The organism is Streptomyces sp. NPDC006365 (assembly GCF_042870755.1).
Taxonomy (GTDB): domain Bacteria; phylum Actinomycetota; class Actinomycetes; order Streptomycetales; family Streptomycetaceae; genus Streptomyces; species Streptomyces xiangluensis.
In genome coordinates this window covers 62,065-78,555 of record NZ_JBIAHS010000011.1, presented here as the reverse complement: position 1 = coordinate 78,555, position 16,491 = coordinate 62,065, and the positions used below count along the sequence as shown (strand labels likewise).

General features: G+C 69.3%; 16 protein-coding genes and 4 pseudogenes. 13 read left to right on the top strand and 7 right to left on the bottom strand.

Annotated elements, in window-relative coordinates:
• The first annotated feature begins 6 nt into the window (after positions 1 to 6).
• The 6 genes and pseudogenes from ACFYO0_RS27595 to ACFYO0_RS27570 all read left to right on the top strand — a co-directional run bounded on the left by ACFYO0_RS27595 (position 7) and on the right by ACFYO0_RS27570 (position 4,007).
• Complete coding sequence (locus tag ACFYO0_RS27595; protein ID WP_388681199.1) at positions 7 to 486, top strand: gas vesicle protein; 480 nt, start codon at positions 7 to 9, stop codon at positions 484 to 486.
• Positions 483 to 1,493, top strand: coding sequence for a GvpL/GvpF family gas vesicle protein (locus ACFYO0_RS27590; protein ID WP_388681197.1), 1,011 nt, complete (start codon positions 483 to 485; stop codon positions 1,491 to 1,493). The genes ACFYO0_RS27595 and ACFYO0_RS27590 overlap by 4 nt, the downstream gene beginning before the upstream one ends.
• Complete coding sequence (locus ACFYO0_RS27585; protein WP_388681194.1) at positions 1,490 to 1,687, top strand: gas vesicle protein; 198 nt, start codon at positions 1,490 to 1,492, stop codon at positions 1,685 to 1,687. Before ACFYO0_RS27590 ends, ACFYO0_RS27585 begins: the two co-directional genes overlap by 4 nt.
• Before the next feature lie 16 nt (positions 1,688 to 1,703).
• Positions 1,704 to 2,006 (top strand): annotated as a pseudogene (locus ACFYO0_RS27580) (gas vesicle protein K); the annotation flags it as partial.
• A gap of 312 nt (positions 2,007 to 2,318) precedes the next feature.
• Positions 2,319 to 3,244 (top strand): annotated as a pseudogene (locus ACFYO0_RS27575) (histidinol-phosphate aminotransferase family protein); the annotation flags it as partial.
• A gap of 8 nt (positions 3,245 to 3,252) precedes the next feature.
• Positions 3,253 to 4,007 (top strand): annotated as a pseudogene (locus ACFYO0_RS27570) (phosphatidate cytidylyltransferase).
• 198 nt (positions 4,008 to 4,205) lie between these two features.
• Here ACFYO0_RS27570 and sodN read toward each other — a convergent pair.
• On the bottom strand, positions 4,206 to 4,601 hold the full coding sequence (gene sodN / locus ACFYO0_RS27565; protein ID WP_189320739.1) for a superoxide dismutase, Ni: 396 nt from the start codon (positions 4,599 to 4,601) through the stop codon (positions 4,206 to 4,208).
• Positions 4,602 to 4,889: 288 nt separating this feature from the next.
• On the opposite strand from sodN, the pseudogene ACFYO0_RS27560 reads away from it, so the two are divergent.
• Positions 4,890 to 5,770, top strand: a pseudogene (locus tag ACFYO0_RS27560) (IS200/IS605 family accessory protein TnpB-related protein); the annotation flags it as partial.
• Positions 5,771 to 5,856: 86 nt separating this feature from the next.
• Entirely contained in the window at positions 5,857 to 6,291 is a 435-nt protein-coding gene (sodX, locus tag ACFYO0_RS27555; RefSeq protein ID WP_388681613.1) for a nickel-type superoxide dismutase maturation protease, read from the top strand.
• On the opposite strand, the gene ACFYO0_RS27550 is transcribed toward sodX, so the two are convergent.
• A complete protein-coding gene (locus tag ACFYO0_RS27550) occupies positions 6,195 to 6,824 on the bottom strand; it encodes a CGNR zinc finger domain-containing protein (RefSeq protein ID WP_388681191.1) in 630 nt (209 codons plus the stop codon). The genes sodX and ACFYO0_RS27550 overlap by 97 nt on opposite strands.
• Positions 6,825 to 6,919: 95 nt before the next feature.
• On the opposite strand from ACFYO0_RS27550, the gene ACFYO0_RS27545 reads away from it, so the two are divergent.
• On the top strand, positions 6,920 to 7,678 hold the full coding sequence (locus ACFYO0_RS27545; protein WP_388681188.1) for a class I SAM-dependent methyltransferase: 759 nt from the start codon (positions 6,920 to 6,922) through the stop codon (positions 7,676 to 7,678).
• 59 nt (positions 7,679 to 7,737) lie between these two features.
• Here the strand turns inward: ACFYO0_RS27545 and ACFYO0_RS27540 are convergent, their stop codons facing one another.
• Genes ACFYO0_RS27540 through ACFYO0_RS27530 form a run of 3 tightly spaced genes read right to left on the bottom strand, consistent with a single transcriptional unit; the run spans position 7,738 to position 10,454 of the window.
• Entirely contained in the window at positions 7,738 to 8,499 is a 762-nt protein-coding gene (locus ACFYO0_RS27540) for an amino acid ABC transporter ATP-binding protein (protein WP_388681185.1), read from the bottom strand.
• Between the two features lies 1 nt (position 8,500).
• Complete coding sequence (locus ACFYO0_RS27535) at positions 8,501 to 9,463, bottom strand: amino acid ABC transporter permease (RefSeq protein ID WP_388681183.1); 963 nt, start codon at positions 9,461 to 9,463, stop codon at positions 8,501 to 8,503.
• Positions 9,464 to 9,494: 31 nt separating this feature from the next.
• Complete coding sequence (locus ACFYO0_RS27530) at positions 9,495 to 10,454, bottom strand: ABC transporter substrate-binding protein (protein WP_388681180.1); 960 nt, start codon at positions 10,452 to 10,454, stop codon at positions 9,495 to 9,497.
• Between the two features lie 552 nt (positions 10,455 to 11,006).
• Between ACFYO0_RS27530 and ACFYO0_RS27525 the strand changes: the two genes are divergently transcribed.
• The 4 genes from ACFYO0_RS27525 to ACFYO0_RS27510 all read left to right on the top strand — a co-directional run bounded on the left by ACFYO0_RS27525 (position 11,007) and on the right by ACFYO0_RS27510 (position 14,319).
• Positions 11,007 to 12,230 carry an NADP-dependent malic enzyme gene (locus tag ACFYO0_RS27525; RefSeq protein ID WP_388681178.1) on the top strand — a complete coding sequence of 408 codons (1,224 nt, stop codon included), beginning with the start codon at positions 11,007 to 11,009 and terminating at the stop codon, positions 12,228 to 12,230.
• Positions 12,231 to 12,470: 240 nt separating this feature from the next.
• A complete protein-coding gene (locus ACFYO0_RS27520; RefSeq protein WP_388681176.1) occupies positions 12,471 to 13,436 on the top strand; it encodes a zinc-binding dehydrogenase in 966 nt (321 codons plus the stop codon).
• Between the two features lie 86 nt (positions 13,437 to 13,522).
• Positions 13,523 to 13,732, top strand: a complete 210-nt coding sequence (locus ACFYO0_RS27515; protein WP_217454569.1) for a helix-turn-helix domain-containing protein — start codon at positions 13,523 to 13,525, stop codon at positions 13,730 to 13,732.
• Positions 13,732 to 14,319, top strand: a complete 588-nt coding sequence (locus ACFYO0_RS27510; protein ID WP_388681172.1) for a Clp protease N-terminal domain-containing protein — start codon at positions 13,732 to 13,734, stop codon at positions 14,317 to 14,319. The genes ACFYO0_RS27515 and ACFYO0_RS27510 overlap by 1 nt, the downstream gene beginning before the upstream one ends.
• 69 nt (positions 14,320 to 14,388) lie before the next feature.
• Here the strand turns inward: ACFYO0_RS27510 and ACFYO0_RS27505 are convergent, their stop codons facing one another.
• Together ACFYO0_RS27505 and ACFYO0_RS27500 are read right to left on the bottom strand one after the other, a co-directional pair.
• Positions 14,389 to 15,450 (bottom strand): helix-turn-helix transcriptional regulator, encoded by a 1,062-nt coding sequence (locus tag ACFYO0_RS27505; protein ID WP_388681170.1) that lies wholly within the window; start codon positions 15,448 to 15,450, stop codon positions 14,389 to 14,391.
• 1 nt (position 15,451) lies between these two features.
• Positions 15,452 to 16,408 (bottom strand): DUF4097 domain-containing protein, encoded by a 957-nt coding sequence (locus ACFYO0_RS27500; RefSeq protein ID WP_388681167.1) that lies wholly within the window; start codon positions 16,406 to 16,408, stop codon positions 15,452 to 15,454.
• Positions 16,409 to 16,491: the final 83 nt, after the last annotated feature.

Here is a 16,491-nt window from a genome sequence, read left to right as displayed (position 1 = left end):
ACGACCATGACGCAACCGGTAGCAGGCGCACTCGGCGGATCGCCCCGCCTTCCGCCCCCGTACGACCAGGGACCCGGAGGCCAGGGCGCCAATCTCGCCGACATCCTTGAACGGGTCCTCGACAAGGGCGTGGTGATCGCGGGCGACATCCGGATCAACCTGCTCGACATCGAGCTGCTCACCATCAAGCTGCGGCTCATCGTCGCCTCCGTCGACAAGGCGAAGGAGATGGGCATCGACTGGTGGGAACACGACCCCACCCTCTCCTCCCGGGCGAGTTCCAGTGCCGCGGACCGGCCCGGTGCCGAGCAGCGGGACCGGTCGCTCGCGGAGCAGCCGGACGGGTCGCTCTCGGAGCAGCCGGACCGGCGGTCCGTTGCTGCGGCTGAGGCCGAGGATCCCGTCCGGGCCCTCGCCGAGGAGAACGAACGCCTGCGCGCGGAGATCGCCGCGCTGCGGTCCGCCGACAGGAGCCCCGTCTCATGACCCACACCGACATAGCCACCGACACCGACGTAAAGACCGACTTCGGCACCGACATCAAGACCGATGTCAGAGCCGACAGCGACACCGAGATCAACGGCGACGTGAAGACCGGCGTCGACACCGACGTCAAGGACGTCGAGGCTGACGTCGACAGGGACGTCAAGACCGACATCGTCTACGCCTACGCCGTGCTGCGCCGCACCCCGGAGGCCGCCCGTGCGGTCGCGGACCTGCGCGGGGTCGCCGGCGAGCGCATCCGCCTGCTGGAGTTCGGGGACGACGCACCGGATGGCGCCTCGGACGGCCCGCCGGACGACGCACCCGACCGCCCCCCGGCGCTCGCCGCGGTCGTCGGCCCCGTCCCCGCCGCGGACTTCGACGAAGCGTCCCTCAAGGCCGGGCTGGAGGACCTGGGCTGGCTGGAAGCCACGGCACGGGCCCACCACGCCGTGGTCGCCGCGCTCACCGGGCGCGGTATAGCCGTGCTGCCGCTGCGCCTGGTCACCGTCTACCGCGACGAGGACCGCGTACGGCAGACCCTGGAGACGCGACGCGGCGACTTCCTGCCCCTGCTGGACCGTGTCACGGGCCACGTGGAACTCGGCGTCAAGATCTACGCGGCTCCCGACACCGAGTCGCCCGATCCCGAGCCGGCCAAGGGCAAGGGGCTGGGCGTCGGCCGCGCCTACCTGGCCGGGCGCCGCCGCCGAAAGCGCTCGACGGAGGACGCCTGGCGGGCGGCCACCGACATGGCCGCCCGCCTCAGAGAACTCGCCGGCGCCCTCGCCGTCGACCGCGTGGCCTTCCGTCCTCAACGCGGCGAACTCGCAGGGCAGGTGCCCGGCCCCAACGTCAGCAACGACGCCTACCTCGTCCCCGAAGGCCACGTCGAGGACTTCCGCACCCGCGTCCTGGCAGCGGCCGAGGGCCTCCCCGGCGTTCATGTGGAAGTGACGGGCCCCTGGGCCCCGTACTCCTTCTCCCTCCCGGCGGAGCCCGTCTCGTGACCGTCGCCGCCCCCCACGCCGATCGTCCGGTCGCCCTGATCGACCTCCTCGACCGCCTGCTCCAGGGCGGCGTCGTCATCACGGGCGACCTGGTCCTGTCCATCGCCGACGTCGACCTCGTACGCATCGACCTGCGCGCCGTCATCGCTCCAGTGGCCGCCGCGGCCGTCGACGCCGCCACCCAGCCGTTGTGAGGCCGCCATGCCCCCGCCCCCGCCTCCGGACGCCCGCGCCGCCGCCCACCGCCTGTCCACCGACCCGGACACCGTCGAACGCGACCTGGTCAAACTCGTCCTGACCGTCGTCGAACTCCTCCGCCAGCTCATGGAACGCCAGGCCCTTCACCGAGTCGACAACAACGACCTCACGGAGGACCAGGAAGAACGCATCGGCCTGACCCTGATGCTCCTCCACGACCGCATGCAGGACCTCTGCGCCCGCTACGACCTACGGCTGGAGGACCTCAACCTGGACCTGGGCCCGCTGGGGACATTGCTGCCACCCGCCGACTGAAGGCCATCGCGGATTCCAACGGCTCGACTCCGGATGACCACGGCGGGCCGCGCCTTCGCATCCGCCCTGCACCGGACCGTCATGGACGCCGTGTTCCGCGGCCAACGGACCGGGTGCGGATCCAGCGATGGCAGACGAACACCCGCCACCGATCACGCCCGCCAAATCGCCTGCCACTGACCTCGCGGACGGAGCACGCGGGGGGGCGACTGCGCTTGAGTACGCGTACTCAGGCCGACTGTGTCGCTTGGCCCTGTCGCGGCCGTCTGCGTTCCCCACGATGGGACCGGCCCCGCGTCGAAAGAGGTGCTCATGGGACGTGACCTGCAGCTGCGCACTGCCACTCCGGAGGATCTGGAGTGGATCCACGAATTACGCCACCGGGTGTACGCACTGGAGCTGGGCCAGCATGCGCCGGATCCGTCCGGCCGGCTTCGCGACGGGCTGGACGGCGACAACGTCTGCCTGGTCGCGGCGCGCGGCGCGAACCGGATCGGCTTTGTCAGCCTGACTCCGCGCCCTGGTTGGGGCGGTACGCGCTGGACAAGTACCTGACCCGCGACGAGCTGCCGCTGCTGACCGAGGACGATCTCTTCGAGGTACGCATCCTCACCGTTGAGCCGCGCTGGCGGACCACCGCCGCGGCACCGCTGCTGATGTACGCGGCGCTGCGCTGGATCGCCGCCCGGGGCGGTCGCCGGGTGGTGGCGATGGGGCGCACCGAGCTGCTCACCATGTACCTGGCCGCCGGCCTGCGCCCGGTCGGCCGTACCGTCCACAGCGGTGCGTTGACGTTCGAGGTGCTGACCGGCAGCGTGACCGAGCTGACGAAGGTCACGATGGACCGTTACGGCACCACGCTGGAACATCTGCGGTCCGAAGTGGACTGGCGGCTGGACATGCCGTTCGCACCCCGGCCGGACGGCTGCGAACACGGCGGTGCCTCGTTCACCGCAATTGGCACGGACTTCCGCAGCCTGGACCGACGTCATCAGGTGGTCGCGGCCGACGTGCTGGACGCATGGTTCCCGCCTGCCCCCGGGGTGCGGGCGGCGCTCGCGGAAGATCCGGCCTGGGCCGCCCGGACTTCGCCGCCGACCGGCGCCGAGGGCCTGCTGGCGGAAATTGCCGCGGCCCGGGCGCTGCCGGCTCAGACGCTCGCGGTCGGCGCCGGTTCGTCCGATCTGATCTTCCGGGCGTTCGGCCAGTGGCTGACCCCGGAGAGCAGGGTGCTTCTGCGCTGGCGATGGGCGGCATTGCGGTGGCGGCGTCCCGGCGCCGCGAGCTGCTGATCCGGTGGTGCGCCTGGGCGGTCGGAGTGCCACTGGCCACCGGTGCGTTCTGGTGGGGCAGCCCGGGCGCTTGCGGCCATCGCCATCGCCGTCGGGGTGGTTGCGGTGATGGAGTTCGGCGGGCTGATGCAGCTGGGCTGGGCAGACCGGGTGGTACTGGCAGCGGCGGTGGCAGGCGTGGTGCTGGCCGCCTGGTTGGCGCCCGGACAGGAGCTCCGGGCGGTTGCGATCGGGGCGCTCGCGGTGGCCGCGGTGCCGCTCCTGTCCGGCGACGCCGACCATGGCCTGCACCGGCTCTGTGCCGGTCTGCTCGGGCTGGCCCGGCTGAGTGTGCTGGCTCCGCTGGTGCCGCTCGGGGCGAGCGCTCTCGCGCTGTTCGTGGCGGTCTCGATCGCCGACATCGCGGCGTACTTCGCCGGCCAACGGCTGGCCGGGCCGCGGCTGTCGCCACTGTCACCGGCCAAGCGATGGAGCGGGACCCTGGCCGGGGCCGCGGCAGGCCTCGGTGTGCTCGCGGTACTGTCCGCGCTGACCTGGCCGATGGCGGTCGCGGTGGCGGTCGGCGGCCCGGCCGGCGACCTTCTCGAATCCATGATCAAAAGAGGTGCACAGGCAAAGGATGCCGGCCGTTGGCTGCGGCTCCGGCGGTCTGCTGGACCGGATCGACTCGCTGCTCATCGCGCTGGCCGTCCTGCTTGTCCTGCGCTGACCCTCATCGGGTGGGGCGTCGCCGTCACTCTGGCGGCCATGACCGCCCTCACTCAACGGCTTCACGCCCACCTGTGGCCGGGCAAAGAAAACCGCACCCGATCCGTCACGGCAGCCGTTCTGGGCGCCCCGCGGACCGGGTGCGGAAAGGGAGACGCTGCGACCAATGTAATCGCAGGTCAGAGAGCATGATCGAAGATCAGGCCTTCTTGGTCTCCCAGAAGATCTTGTCGACCTGGGCGATGTAGTCGAGGGCCTTCTGGCCGGTCGCCGGGTCCGTGGAACCCTTGGCGGCGGAGAGGGACTTCAGGGTGTCGTTGATCAGCTGGTGGAGCTCCGGGTACTTCTCGAAGTGCGGCGGCTTGAAGTAGTCGCTCCACAGCACCGAGACGTGGTGCTTGGCGAGCTCGGCGCGCTGCTCCTTGATGGTCGTCGCCCGGGCCTGGAAGTGAGGGTCGTCGTTGCCGGCCATCTTTTCCTGGATGGCCTTCACCGACTCCGCCTCGATGCGGGCCTGGGCCGGGTCGTACACACCGCAGGGCAGGTCGCAGTGTGCGCTGACCTTGACCTTGGGGGCAAACAGGCGGGAGAGCATTGAGCTGTCCTTCCTCGTGATCGTCTTCTCAGGTGGGACATTACTCCGTGGCGGACGGAATTTGGCGAGTGCCCCCATGGGCTTAGGACAAAAGTCGGGGGTTGGGCACTGCTGCCGATGTACTAAGCAGCAGTGGCTTCCGGTGACTGTGAGTGATCGCCGAGGCTGGACGCGTGTTCGCTGTGCGCCCGGGAGGGGAACTGGGGTTCTTGGGTCGAATGGGTGACCTTTGGGGGCGGGGCTCGATGACTGCCGTGACGGGATCTTCGGCCGGGCGGGGGTGAATGGGTGGGCGGGCTGCGAGAGTTGGCAGCGTCGTTCGTGGTGCCCGGTCCCGCCGGGGTGGCCATCCGGGACCGGCTGCGGGTGTCCGAGTCGGATGCGGCCGTGCTGCTTGAGGTCGGGATGTTCCTGGGTTCGCCGGCCGCGGGTGATCTGGCGGAGCGGTCCCTGCAGGGTGTGGCGCACGACGCGGCCTCGTGGGCGGTGCGCAAGCGGGAGCTGACGGGGAAGTCGTCGGCGCGCTGGGCGGGCAGTATCACCAAGGCCCCGCATGATCAGTGGACGCTGGCGAGGCGCGGGCAGGCCGCTCACCTCGACTGGCTGCGCGCTCAAGTCGCAGCGATCGAGGCGCGGCCGGCCCGCCCGCTGGGCGCCGAGGCGGACAAGCGGCATGGGCTGCCGCGCGGCTATGCCTCGCGAGGTGAGTGGCACGCCAAGGCACGCCGCCTGCAGGTCTTGAAGGCGCGGCTGGAGGCGGTCGAAGCGGACTGGTCGGCGGGCTTGGTGCGCGTGGTGCGCGGCGGCAAGCGCCTCGCCAACACCCGCCACCACCTGGAGGCGGCCGGGCTTAGCGAGCAGCAGTGGCGACAGCGGTGGCAGGCGGCGCGGATGTTCCTGGCCGCGGACGGGGAGTCCGGCCAACCGTTCGGCAACGAGACTCTCCGCGTCACCGACACCGGCCAGCTCCCTGAAGCTCCCGGCGCCGCTTGCCCACCGGGCCAACGCACCGCACGGCCGGTACGTACTGGACGCGACCGTACGCTTCCAGCACCGGGGCCAGGAGTGGTGCGACCGAATCACCGCGAACCGGGCGGTGGCCTACCGCATCCACCACGATGTGGCGCGCGGTCGCTGGCAGGTGACCGTCTCGTGGCAGCGCGCATGGGGCCTGGCATCAGGACTCACTACCGCTCGGTCTTTGGGAACGGTCAGACTGAGACTGGTGGAGGATCGGACCGGGGAGGTGCCGGGGATGCCGGAGCTGTCGCAGGAGACCGAGCGCGGGAGGGCTGTCTTGCCTTTCGGGGTGGCCGAAGTGACCGGGCCGTCCATGGTGCCCACGCTGTATCACGGGGATCTGCTCGTGGTGCAGTACGGGGCGCGGATCAGGCCCGGTGACGTGGTCGTTCTGCGTCATCCGTTCCAGCAGGACCTGCTGGTCGTCAAGCGTGCCGTGGAGCGGCGCGAGGGCGGCTGGTGGGTGCTCGGGGACAACGCGTACGCGGGCGGGGACAGCACGGACTACGGGACCGTGCCCGAGGAATTCGTCCTGGGGAAGGCGTGGTTCCGGTACCGACCCCTCCGGGACGGTCAGCGTTCCCCGCTCGCGGTCGCGCGCTGGGCGTTCTCGGCCGCGAGGCCGGTGTTCCCCGACCGGTCGGCCTCCAGGCGCTTGCGGGCGCGGTAGGCGGCGACGTTGGCGCGGGTGGCGCAGCGGTCCGAGCAGTAGCGGCGGGAACGGTTCGTCGAGGTGTCGAGGTAGGCGTTGCGGCACGGCGCGGCCTCGCACAGGCCGAGGCGGTCCACGCCGTACTCGGTGAGGTGGAAGGCCAGGCCCATCGCGGCGATCGCGGCATAGCCGGCGGTCGCGTTCGAGGGATGGTCCGCCAGGTGCATGTGCCACAGTGGGCGGCCGTCGTCGTCCCGGAAGTCGTGCCCGGAGATCTGCGGGCTGACCGGGAACTCCAGGAGCAGTGAGTTCAGCAGGTCCACGGCGAGCGTCTCGTCGCCCGTGTCCGCCGCCTCGAAGACCGCCCGCAGCCGCCCCCGTACGCCCCTGAAGCGGGTGACGTCGGCGTCCGTGGCGCGGCGGGCCGCCGACGCATTGACCCCGAAGAGGTCGCGGACGGCCTCGACCGAGGTGAGCGAGTCCTTGCCCCGGGCCGGTTCCTCGGTGTTGACGAGACGTACGGCGTAGTCCGAGTAATAGGCCAGTTCCACTTGTAGTCCTTACGAGGGCGCTCTATGGTCGTGCTGCGAGCGAGTAATGGCTGACTGTGATTCCAGGGTATTACTCCTGGAGGGGAGGGGCGTCCATGACCACCGTGACCGGAGCCGACTGGCATGCCTGGCAGGAGAGTTGGGACCAGCAGCAGGAGTGGTACCTCCCGGACCGTGAGGAACGCTTCCGGGTCATGCTCGACATGGTCGAGGCCCTGGTGGGCCCCGCACCGCGCGTACTCGACCTGGCATGCGGTACGGGAAGTATCACGGCCCGGCTCTTCAAAAGGTTCCCGGAGGCCGTCAGCACCGGGGTCGACCTCGACCCGGCGCTCCTGGCCATCGCCGAGGGCACCTTCGCGGACGACGACCGCGTCACGTTCGTCACGGCCGATCTGAAGGACCCCGACTGGACGGCAAAGCTGCCGTACGACTCGTACGACGCCGTCCTCACCGCGACCGCCCTGCACTGGCTGCACCTGGAACCCCTCGCGGCCCTCTACGGTCAGGTCGCGGAACTCGTCCGTGACGGCGGTGTGTTCATGAACGCGGACCACATGATCGACGAGTCCACTCCGCAGATCAATGCGGCGGAGCGCGCGCAGCGGCACGACCGCATGAACCGCGCCAAGGAGGCCGGCGTACTCGGCTGGACCGAGTGGTGGCAGCTCGCCGCCCAGGACCCCGTACTCGCCGAGCCGACCGCCCGCCGTTTCGAGATCTACGGGGAGCACGCCGAGGGCGACACCCCGTCCGCCGAGTGGCACGCGCGCGTGCTGCGGGAGAAGGGGTTCGGGGAGGCGCGGGCGGTGTGGCGGTCACCCTCGGACGCGCTGGTCCTCGCGCTCAAGTGACGACGGAATGAGGAAGGGGCGGTACGGAGGACCCGTACCGCCCCTTCTCGTTCGTACCCTCAGAGCACCTTGGACAGGAACGACTTCGTCCGCTCATGCTGCGGATCCGTCAGTACGTCGCGGGGGTGGCCCGACTCGACGACCACGCCGCCGTCCATGAAGACCAGGCTGTCGCCGACCTCGCGGGCGAAGCCCATCTCGTGGGTGACGACGATCATCGTCATGCCGGACTCGGCGAGGTCGCGCATGACGTCGAGGACGTCGCCGACCAGCTCCGGGTCGAGGGCCGAGGTCGGCTCGTCGAACAGCATCAGCTTCGGGTCCATCGCGAGGGCCCGGGCGATGGCGACGCGCTGCTGCTGGCCGCCGGAGAGCTGCGAGGGGTAGCCCTTGGCCTTGTCGGCCAGGCCGACACGCTCCAGCAGTTCCCTCGCGCGCTCCCGCGCCTCGGTCCTGCTGACGCCCTTGACCTGTACCGGGGCCTCCATGACGTTCTCCAGCGCCGTCATGTGGGGGAACAGGTTGAAGCGCTGGAACACCATGCCGATGTCCCGCCGCTTCAGCGCGACCTCGCTGTCCTTCAGCTCGTACAGCTTGTCGTCCTTCTGGCGGTAGCCGACCAGCTCACCGTCGACGTACAGGCGGCCTGCGTTGATCTTCTCCAGGTGGTTGATGCACCGCAGGAAGGTTGACTTGCCCGAGCCGGAGGGGCCGATGAGGCAGAAGACCTCGCCGGCCTTGACCTCCAAGTCGATGCCCTTGAGGACCTCGATCGGGCCGAACGACTTGTGCACGCCCTCGGACTTCACCATGGCGGTCATCTCACACGCCCCTTTCCCGGCTGAAGGCCATCATGTTGACCCGGATCCGCTGCCACGGCGTCGGCGGCAGGTTCCGGGTCGAGCCACGGGCGTAACGGCGCTCCAGGTAGTACTGGAAGACGCTGAACACGCTGGTGATGACCAAGTACCAGATGCACGCCACGAACAGCATCTCCATCACGGCGTACGACGTGGAGCCGATCGTCGAGGTGGCGCGCAGCAGTTCGTTGTACGTCACCGCGTACACCAGGGACGAGGTCTTCAGCATGTTGATGAACTCGTTGCCGGTGGGCGGCACGATCACCCGCATCGCCTGCGGGATCACGATGCGGCGCAACGTCTTGCCGCGGCTCATGCCCAGCGCGTGCGCGGCCTCCGTCTGGCCCTCGTCGACGGCCATCAGGCCCGCGCGGCAGATCTCCGCCATGTACGCCGCCTCGTTCAGACCCAGGCCCAGTAGGGCGGCCATGAACGGGGTCATGACGTCCACCATCTCGTCCTTGTAGATCGGACCGAGATTCAGCGTCGGGAAGATCAGCGCCAGGTTGAACCAGAGGAGGAGCTGGACGTAGACCGGCGTACCGCGGAAGAACCAGATGTAGACCCAGGCGACCCAGCTCGTGACCGGGTTCTTGGAGAGCCGCATCACGGCCAGCACGACGCCCAGGATCACACCCATGATCATCGCCAGGACGCTGATCAGCAGGGTGCGGCCGGCTCCCGCGAGGACCGTGTCGTCGAAGACGTACTCGCCGACGGCGTTCCACTGGATCTTGTCGGCGGTGGCGAAGGCGTTGACCAGCAGGGCCACCAGCGCCAGCACCACGACAGCGCTGACGTAGCGGCCGTAGTGCCGGACCGGAATGGCCTTGATCGCCTCGGGCGGGAGTGCCCCGCCGTCCTCGGTGACGGTGCCGACCGACGGATCGGTGTCGTCCGGCACTTTGTCGAACTTGTCAGTCACAGTGACTGCCCTTCAGCGTTGCTCGGGACGGTCACTTGCCGCCGTTGACCGCGGCCTTGTCGATGGCGCCGGTCTCGGCGCCCCACTTCTCGAGGATCTTCTTGTACGTGCCGTCCTCGATGATCGCGTTGACGGCCTCTTCGAGAGCCGCGGTGAGTTCCTTGTTGTCCTTGTTCACGGCGATGCCGAACGGGCCGGCGTCGACCTGCTCGCCGACGACCTCGAAGGCGTTGCCGCCGTCGGCCTTGCGGGCCAGGTCGACGGCGACCGGGTAGTCGTTGACGCCGGCGACCGCGCCGCCCGACTTCACGCGGGTCTGGGCCTCGGTGTCGTTCTCGAACGCCTCGATGGTGATCTTCTTCTTGCCGCCGTCCGTGCACTTCTTGGACTGGTCCTTCAGCGCCTGCTCGTATGTCGTGCCGCGCTGCACGGCGGCCGTCTGGCCGCAGAGGTCCTCGATCGAGTTGATCTTCTTCGGGTTGCCCTTCTGGACGTACACGGCGGTGCCGGCGACGAAGTAGTCGACGAAGTCGACGCCCGGACCGAGCTTCTTGCCCTTGTCGTCCAGGCCCTCCTGGCGCGCCTTGGTGTCTGTGATCGAGGACATGGCGACGTCGTAACGGCCGGAGTTCAGGGAGGTGATCAGGCCGTCGAAGGAGCCTGAGGTGAACTTGAACTCCACGCCGAGCTGCTTACCCAGCGCGGCGGCGATGTCGGGGTCCACGCCGACGATCTTGCCGCCTTCCTGATACTCCATGGGCGCGTACTCGGCGTTCGTGCCGACTTCGATGACGCCCTTGTCGCGAATGGCCTTGGGGAGCTGGTCGGCCAGCGGGGCACCGCTCGCCGACGCGGTGTCCGAGCCGCCGCCGGTGTCATCGGTCTGGTCACCGCAGCCCGTGAGCAGCAGGGCGCCGGCGACCGCGATCGCACCGACCGCGGCTATCCGGGAGTGCGCGGCGGTCGTACGACGGGTGGAGCTTGCGGTCATGGTGATTCCTCCGGCGGAAGGGTGGAGTGCCGATGGGTCGCCGAGAACACACACCTTTGTGGGTGTCGCGACCTCGTGTGATGACGGCAATCTTGCCATTCGGACGGATCCCCTCAGGGTGCCCGCTATGTCAAAATCGGATAACGGGTGACCCCCGAACCGTGCCGGACTGGCCCATCTCGACCGGATCTTGTACGGATTTTTCGCCTTCCTGCCGGAAGATCTTCGGTGCTTCGCGCGATGCGAGCAGCCGCCTCTGCGCACTTGCGGCGCCCTGCTGACCTGTCAGGATATGTCCGTGCAATCGGGCACAAGTCATGTCAGCGTCATGTGACCTTCGTGTTATGGACTCGTCGGCGACGGCGTCCGTCCGGTAAGAAGGTTCCTTACACCCCTCATCCGGGGCTCAGGGCGCGTGTGCGGCGCGCCCGTCGCGTATGTGCCCGTACGTACCCGTACGTAGCCGTCACATCAGGGACATACGCGGTGCCCGCCCACCCCTCACCTGGAGTGGACACCCTCAACCGTTAAAGACTTAAGGGGTAAACCAAAGTGGCAGCGGAGATCGTCAATCCTCGCAGCGACAGCAGTACGGATCAGGACGCCGGGGCCGAGCCTCTCGATTCCATCGACCCGGCGTTCGCCTTGCACCGGGGCGGGAAGATGGCCGTGCGGGCCACCGTGCCCGTCCTGGACAAGGACGACCTGTCCCTCGCGTACACGCCCGGCGTCGCGAAGGTGTGCAGCGCCATCGCCGAGCAGCCAGAGCTCGTCCACGACTACACGTGGAAGTCGTCCGTGGTGGCCGTGGTGACGGACGGTACGGCCGTGCTCGGGCTCGGCGACATCGGCCCCGAGGCCTCCCTCCCCGTGATGGAGGGCAAGGCGATCCTGTTCAAGCAGTTCGGCGGGGTCGACGCGGTGCCGATCGCTCTGGGCACGACGGACGCCGACGAGATCGTCGAGACCGTGGTGCGGCTCGCGCCGTCCTTCGGCGGGATCAACCTGGAGGACATCTCGGCGCCTCGGTGTTTCGAGATCGAGCGGCGTTTGCAGGAGCGGCTGGACATCCCGGTCTTCCACGACGACCAGCACGGAACCGCTGTCGTCACCCTGGCGGCCCTCCGGAACGCGGCCCGTCTGACGGGGCGGCCGCTGGGGGATCTGCGTGCGGTGATCTCGGGCGCGGGTGCGGCCGGCGTCGCCATCGCCAAGTTCCTGCTCGAGGCGGGGATCGGGGATGTCGCTGTCGCGGACCGCAAGGGTGTCGTGTCCGAGGACCGGGACGATCTGACCTCGGTCAAGCGGGAGCTTGCCTCGCTGACCAACAAGGCGGGGTTGTCGGGGTCGTTGGAGGCCGCGCTCGCCGGAGCCGACGTCTTCATCGGGGTGTCCGGCGGTACGGTTCCGGAGCCGGCCGTCGCTTCCATGGCCGAGGGCGCGTTCGTGTTCGCCATGGCCAACCCGAATCCCGAGGTGCACCCCGACGTCGCGCACAAGTACGCGGCCGTTGTGGCTACCGGGCGGTCCGACTACCCCAACCAGATCAACAACGTGCTGGCGTTTCCCGGGATCTTCGCGGGGGCGCTTCAGGTGCGGGCCTCTCGGATCACCGAGGGAATGAAGATCGCTGCGGCTGAGGCGTTGGCCGCGGTCGTCGGGGACGACCTTGCCGCGGATTATGTGATTCCGTCGCCGTTCGATGAGCGGGTTGCTCCGGCGGTCACCGCGGCGGTTGCTGCGGCGGCTCGGGCAGAGGGTGTCGCCAGGCGCTGACCTCCGGCAGGTGGGTCCGTTTTCGGCTGCGGGTGCGTTGTGGCTGGCGGTTCCGGGCGGGCGCCCTTCAGGGGCGCGGGGCTGTGACATATGCGGCTCCGCCGCGATGGGGGTCCCCCGCTCGAGCGGAGCCGAAGGTGGGGGAGCGACCAGCCACGACGGGCCCGCAGTCGCCTATGAGCCCGGACCACCACCCCCCATAGGCGCCCCGCTCAACCGCTGACGGTTAGGGTCGACGACATGTTTGCTGCTTACGCTGCTCGTATTGACCGGGATCAGCCGTTGAACGGGCTGGAGTTGGGGGAGCGGCCCGCTCCCGAGGCTCGGGACGGCTGGACGACCGTGGACGTCAGGGCCGCCTCCCTGAACCACCATGACCTGTGGTCGCTGCGAGGCGTGGGCCTCGCGGAGGACCGGTTGCCCATGATTCTGGGGTGCGACGCCGCCGGGGTCGACGAGGACGGCAACGAGGTCGTGCTGCACTCCGTGATCGGGCAGACGGGACACGGCGTCGGACCCAAGGAACCGCGTTCCATCCTCACTGAGCGATACCAGGGGACGTTCGCGGAACAGGTCTCCGTACCCGTCTGGAACGTGCTGCCGAAGCCCAAGGAGCTCTCCTTCGAGGAGGCCGCCTGTCTGCCCACCGCCTGGCTGACGGCGTACCGCATGCTCTTCACCAACGCCGGCGTACGTCCCGGTGACTCGGTTCTAGTGCAGGGCGCCGGAGGCGGTGTCGCCACCGCCGCGATCGTGCTGGGGAAGGCCGCGGGGCTACGGGTCTTCGCCACCAGCCGTGACGAGGCGAAGCGCAAGCGGGCCATGGACCTGGGCGCCGTGGAGGCCGTGGAGTCCGGCGCCCGGCTGCCGCAGCGCGTGGACGCGGTCATCGAGACCGTCGGTGCCGCCACCTGGTCCCACTCCGTCAAGTCCCTCAAGCCCGGCGGCACCCTCGTCATCTCGGGCGCCACAAGCGGTGACCGTCCCTCGCACGCAGAACTGACCCGCATCTTCTTCCTCGAACTCAAGGTCGTCGGCTCCACGATGGGAACGAAGGACGAGTTGGAGGACCTGCTGTCCTTCTGCGCCGCCACAGGCGTACGTCCCGTCATCGACGAAGTCCTCCCGCTGGATCGTGCCCGTGAGGGGTTCGAGCGGATGGAGTCGGGTGAGCAGTTCGGGAAGATCGTCCTCACCGCCTCCTGACGCGTCTGCCTCCCACCCGTCTCTTGCACGCCCCTTGATGTCAACCAGGGTTGACATCAAGGGGCGTGTCAATCTATGTTGACGTCATGACCGAAGCAACAGATCTCGCCGAGCGCGCGGGTGACCGCGATCCGCGGATCGGGCTGCGGGCCGTGTCCGCCTTGCGGCGGCTGCTGGAGCAGCTCGAAGCGGTGCAGGTGCGCAATGCGCGCAATCAGGGTTGGTCGTGGCAGGAGATCGCCGCGGAACTGGGTGTCAGCAGGCAGGCCGTCCACAAGAAGTACGGGAGGCAGTGATGTTCGAACGGTTCACCAAGGACGCCCGAGCGGTGGTGCTGGGCGCGGTCGAGCACGCCGAGCGGATGGGTGCGGAGATGGTTGAGGAGCAGCACATGCTGCTGGCCCTACTCGACCGTGAGGGCAGTCGTGGGTCGTTCGCTCTCGCCTCCCTGGGGCTCGACCGTCAGAAGGAGTCGGTAACAGAAGCTTTGGCCGAGGCGCGGCGCCGAGGTGGGTTGTCACGCGCCGAGGCGGACGCCCTGTCCGGTCTCGGCGTCGACCTCACGGAGATCGTCTCCAGGGTCGAAGAGGCCCATGGCGTGGGTGCGTTGGGCGTCGACGGGAAGGGCAAGGGGCGCGGCAAGGGGTGGTGGTCCGGGTTCATCGGCGGGCATCGTCCTTTCACTCGTGGCGCCAAGGATCTCCTTACGGAGTCCCTGCGCATCGCTTCCGCTCACAAGGACCGGCACATCGGTGACGAGCACATCCTGATCGCCCTCACCTCCCGACCCGGCGTCCCCGCGGAGGTGCTGGCCGACCACGGGGTGACGTATGCGTCACTGCGGCGCGTGCTCTACGGCGGGGGAGAGGCGAAGGCCGGCTGAGGTGAAGCGGGTTGGCCCGACGTGCGGCGCCCGGCGCTTCCGAGGGCACCGCACCCCAAGGGCCCCTGCTCAGCCCTTGGGCCGCAGTACCACCCCTATGTGTGCCGCCGCCGTCGACAAGTGGCGGCGGCACTCCCGCAGTTGGTTCTCCGTCACCCCGTTGTCGCGGGCCGCGTCGCGGATGTCGTCGCGGAAGCGGTCCAGGAGGCGGTCGAGGTCGCGGGCGGGATCGCCCGTCGAGTCGTCGTGTGCCCAGGCGGGTTCGTAGTCGGCGGGGAAGCCCTCGGGGGTAACCGTGTAGTCGGGCTCCGGCGTCCGCTCCCTCTCCGGCCGCCCGGCGCCGGCGTCCTTCCCGAAGCCCTTGCCGAAGTCCTTTCCGAACTCCCCGAATTCCTTGGCCAGTTCGGTAAGGCCCTCCCGTACGCCCGTCGGCCAGTCGCCCCGTGCGAAGTGGTCCTGCACCTGGTCCTGGACGCGCTTGGCGACGCGCTGGAGCTCCTGGGCCTGGGACCGTGCCCTCTCCTGCGCCTCCTTGGCCTGGCGGCGAGCCCGCTGGGCCTCCTCGCGGGCCCGTCGGCTCTCGTCCTTCGCGCGCCGGGCCTGTTCCTTCCACTCCTGCTTGACGCGGCGCATCTCCTCCTTCGCGGTACGCCACGCCTCCTTCTCCATGTACTCCGTGGAGTCCCCGTAGGCGGCCTCGTGTTCCCCCCGCCACCCCTTGGCGCCGCCCGATGTGGGACCCCGGCGTGCCTCGCTCGCCGCCGCCCGCATCTCGCGGCGCAGGTCACCTGCCGCGCCCCGCACATCGGCCCGGATCTCGGCGGCCAGCTCCGCCACCGACTCGCGGATCTCCAGCTCCAGGTCGGCCAATTCACCGCTGCGATCGGCCAGTTCGGCGCGGCCCGCGTCCGTGATCGCGTACACCTTGCGGCCGCCCTCGGTGGTGTGGGTGACCAGGCCCTCGGCCTCCAGCTTGGCCAGGCGGGGATACACGGTGCCGGCCGAGGGCGCGTACAGGCCCTGGAAGCGCTCCTCGAGGAGCCGGATCACCTCGTACCCGTGGCGCGGCGCCTCGTCCAGCAGCTTCAGGAGGTAGAGCCGCAGTCGTCCGTGGGCAAAGACGGGAGGCATGTCAGAGCCCCTTCTTGTCGTTCGGGTTGTCGGATGAGCCGCTGGGGGAGCCCTCGGAGGGAGGGGCGGTCGGGCGGTCGGACGGGTGGTCGGGGCTCTTGTCGGATGGGCCGGTACCGGTGTCCTCCGGCTCGGCGTCCCATGGCTCGTCCTCCGAGGGAGGCCTCCGCAGCAACGCGATCGAGCCCGAGACCGTTGTCGCCTTCAGCTTTCCGGTACCCGAGCCCAGGCGGCCGGTGATCTTGTGGGCGCCCCAGTGGCCGCTGACCCGGAGGTCGTCGAAGGCGTTGGAGACCGTGCCGCTCGCGGTGTCGACCTCGACCTCCGCGTCCGCGGGGTGCGGCAGCCGTACTGCGATCTCCCCCGAGACGTTGTTCAGCCTGACGTCGGTGGGGCTGTCCGTGTCGAGGTCGACGATCATCGAGCCGCTCACCGAGTCGGCCCGCACGCTGGAGCCCGAGCCCTCTACGACGGTGAGGTCTCCGGAGACGGAGTTGAAACGCAGGTCGCCGGTGACGGCCTGGGCCTCCAGATTTCCCGAGACCGTGTCGGCGCGCACGGGGCCGGAGAGGCCGACGAGTGTCGTGTCTCCCGTGACGCCCTTCACCACCGTCGGCCCGTCCACCCCGGAGACCACGGCAGCGGCGCCGACCACGCCGACCTCCACGCGCGCGTGTGCCGGAATCGCCAGGGAGACCACCGCCTCGCGGTGCCAGCCCTTGCGGTCGAGCCACTTGAGGAAGCCCTTCCAGGGCAAGTCCTCGTACGCCACCGTGAGTGTGCCGTCCTCGTGGGTCACCACGAGAGGCGGTCCGTTTATCTCGGTTACCTCCAGGCGGGTGGAACCCTCGTCCACCCCCACGACGTTCACCGTTCCGTTGACGAGTCGCACATGGAGCGCCGTCACGGGGTCATCGAATGCGAGCTTCTCGGGCTCGGCGACGGACCACTGGGACATGGTGCTGACCTCCTCGACGGCGAACGGACGTTGCGGAGTAACGCGACAGGGCACCGGGCAGCGCCGGTCACGCCATATCGCGT

What these genes read in the sequence shown, in the direction of transcription:
- ACFYO0_RS27510 (WP_388681172.1), top strand. Translation starts at nt 13,732, where the DNA reads ATGTTCGAACGGTTCACCAAGGACGCCCGAGCGGTGGTGCTGGGCGCG.
- ACFYO0_RS27500 (WP_388681167.1), bottom strand. Translation starts at nt 16,408, where the DNA reads ATGTCCCAGTGGTCCGTCGCCGAGCCCGAGAAGCTCGCATTCGATGAC.
- ACFYO0_RS27515 (WP_217454569.1), top strand. Translation starts at nt 13,523, where the DNA reads ATGACCGAAGCAACAGATCTCGCCGAGCGCGCGGGTGACCGCGATCCG.
- sodN (WP_189320739.1), bottom strand. Translation starts at nt 4,601, where the DNA reads ATGCTCTCCCGCCTGTTTGCCCCCAAGGTCAAGGTCAGCGCACACTGC.
- ACFYO0_RS27505 (WP_388681170.1), bottom strand. Translation starts at nt 15,450, where the DNA reads ATGCCTCCCGTCTTTGCCCACGGACGACTGCGGCTCTACCTCCTGAAG.
- sodX (WP_388681613.1), top strand. Translation starts at nt 5,857, where the DNA reads ATGCCGGAGCTGTCGCAGGAGACCGAGCGCGGGAGGGCTGTCTTGCCT.
- ACFYO0_RS27520 (WP_388681176.1), top strand. Translation starts at nt 12,471, where the DNA reads ATGTTTGCTGCTTACGCTGCTCGTATTGACCGGGATCAGCCGTTGAAC.
- ACFYO0_RS27590 (WP_388681197.1), top strand. Translation starts at nt 483, where the DNA reads ATGACCCACACCGACATAGCCACCGACACCGACGTAAAGACCGACTTC.
- ACFYO0_RS27545 (WP_388681188.1), top strand. Translation starts at nt 6,920, where the DNA reads ATGACCACCGTGACCGGAGCCGACTGGCATGCCTGGCAGGAGAGTTGG.
- ACFYO0_RS27530 (WP_388681180.1), bottom strand. Translation starts at nt 10,454, where the DNA reads ATGACCGCAAGCTCCACCCGTCGTACGACCGCCGCGCACTCCCGGATA.
- ACFYO0_RS27595 (WP_388681199.1), top strand. Translation starts at nt 7, where the DNA reads ATGACGCAACCGGTAGCAGGCGCACTCGGCGGATCGCCCCGCCTTCCG.
- ACFYO0_RS27540 (WP_388681185.1), bottom strand. Translation starts at nt 8,499, where the DNA reads ATGACCGCCATGGTGAAGTCCGAGGGCGTGCACAAGTCGTTCGGCCCG.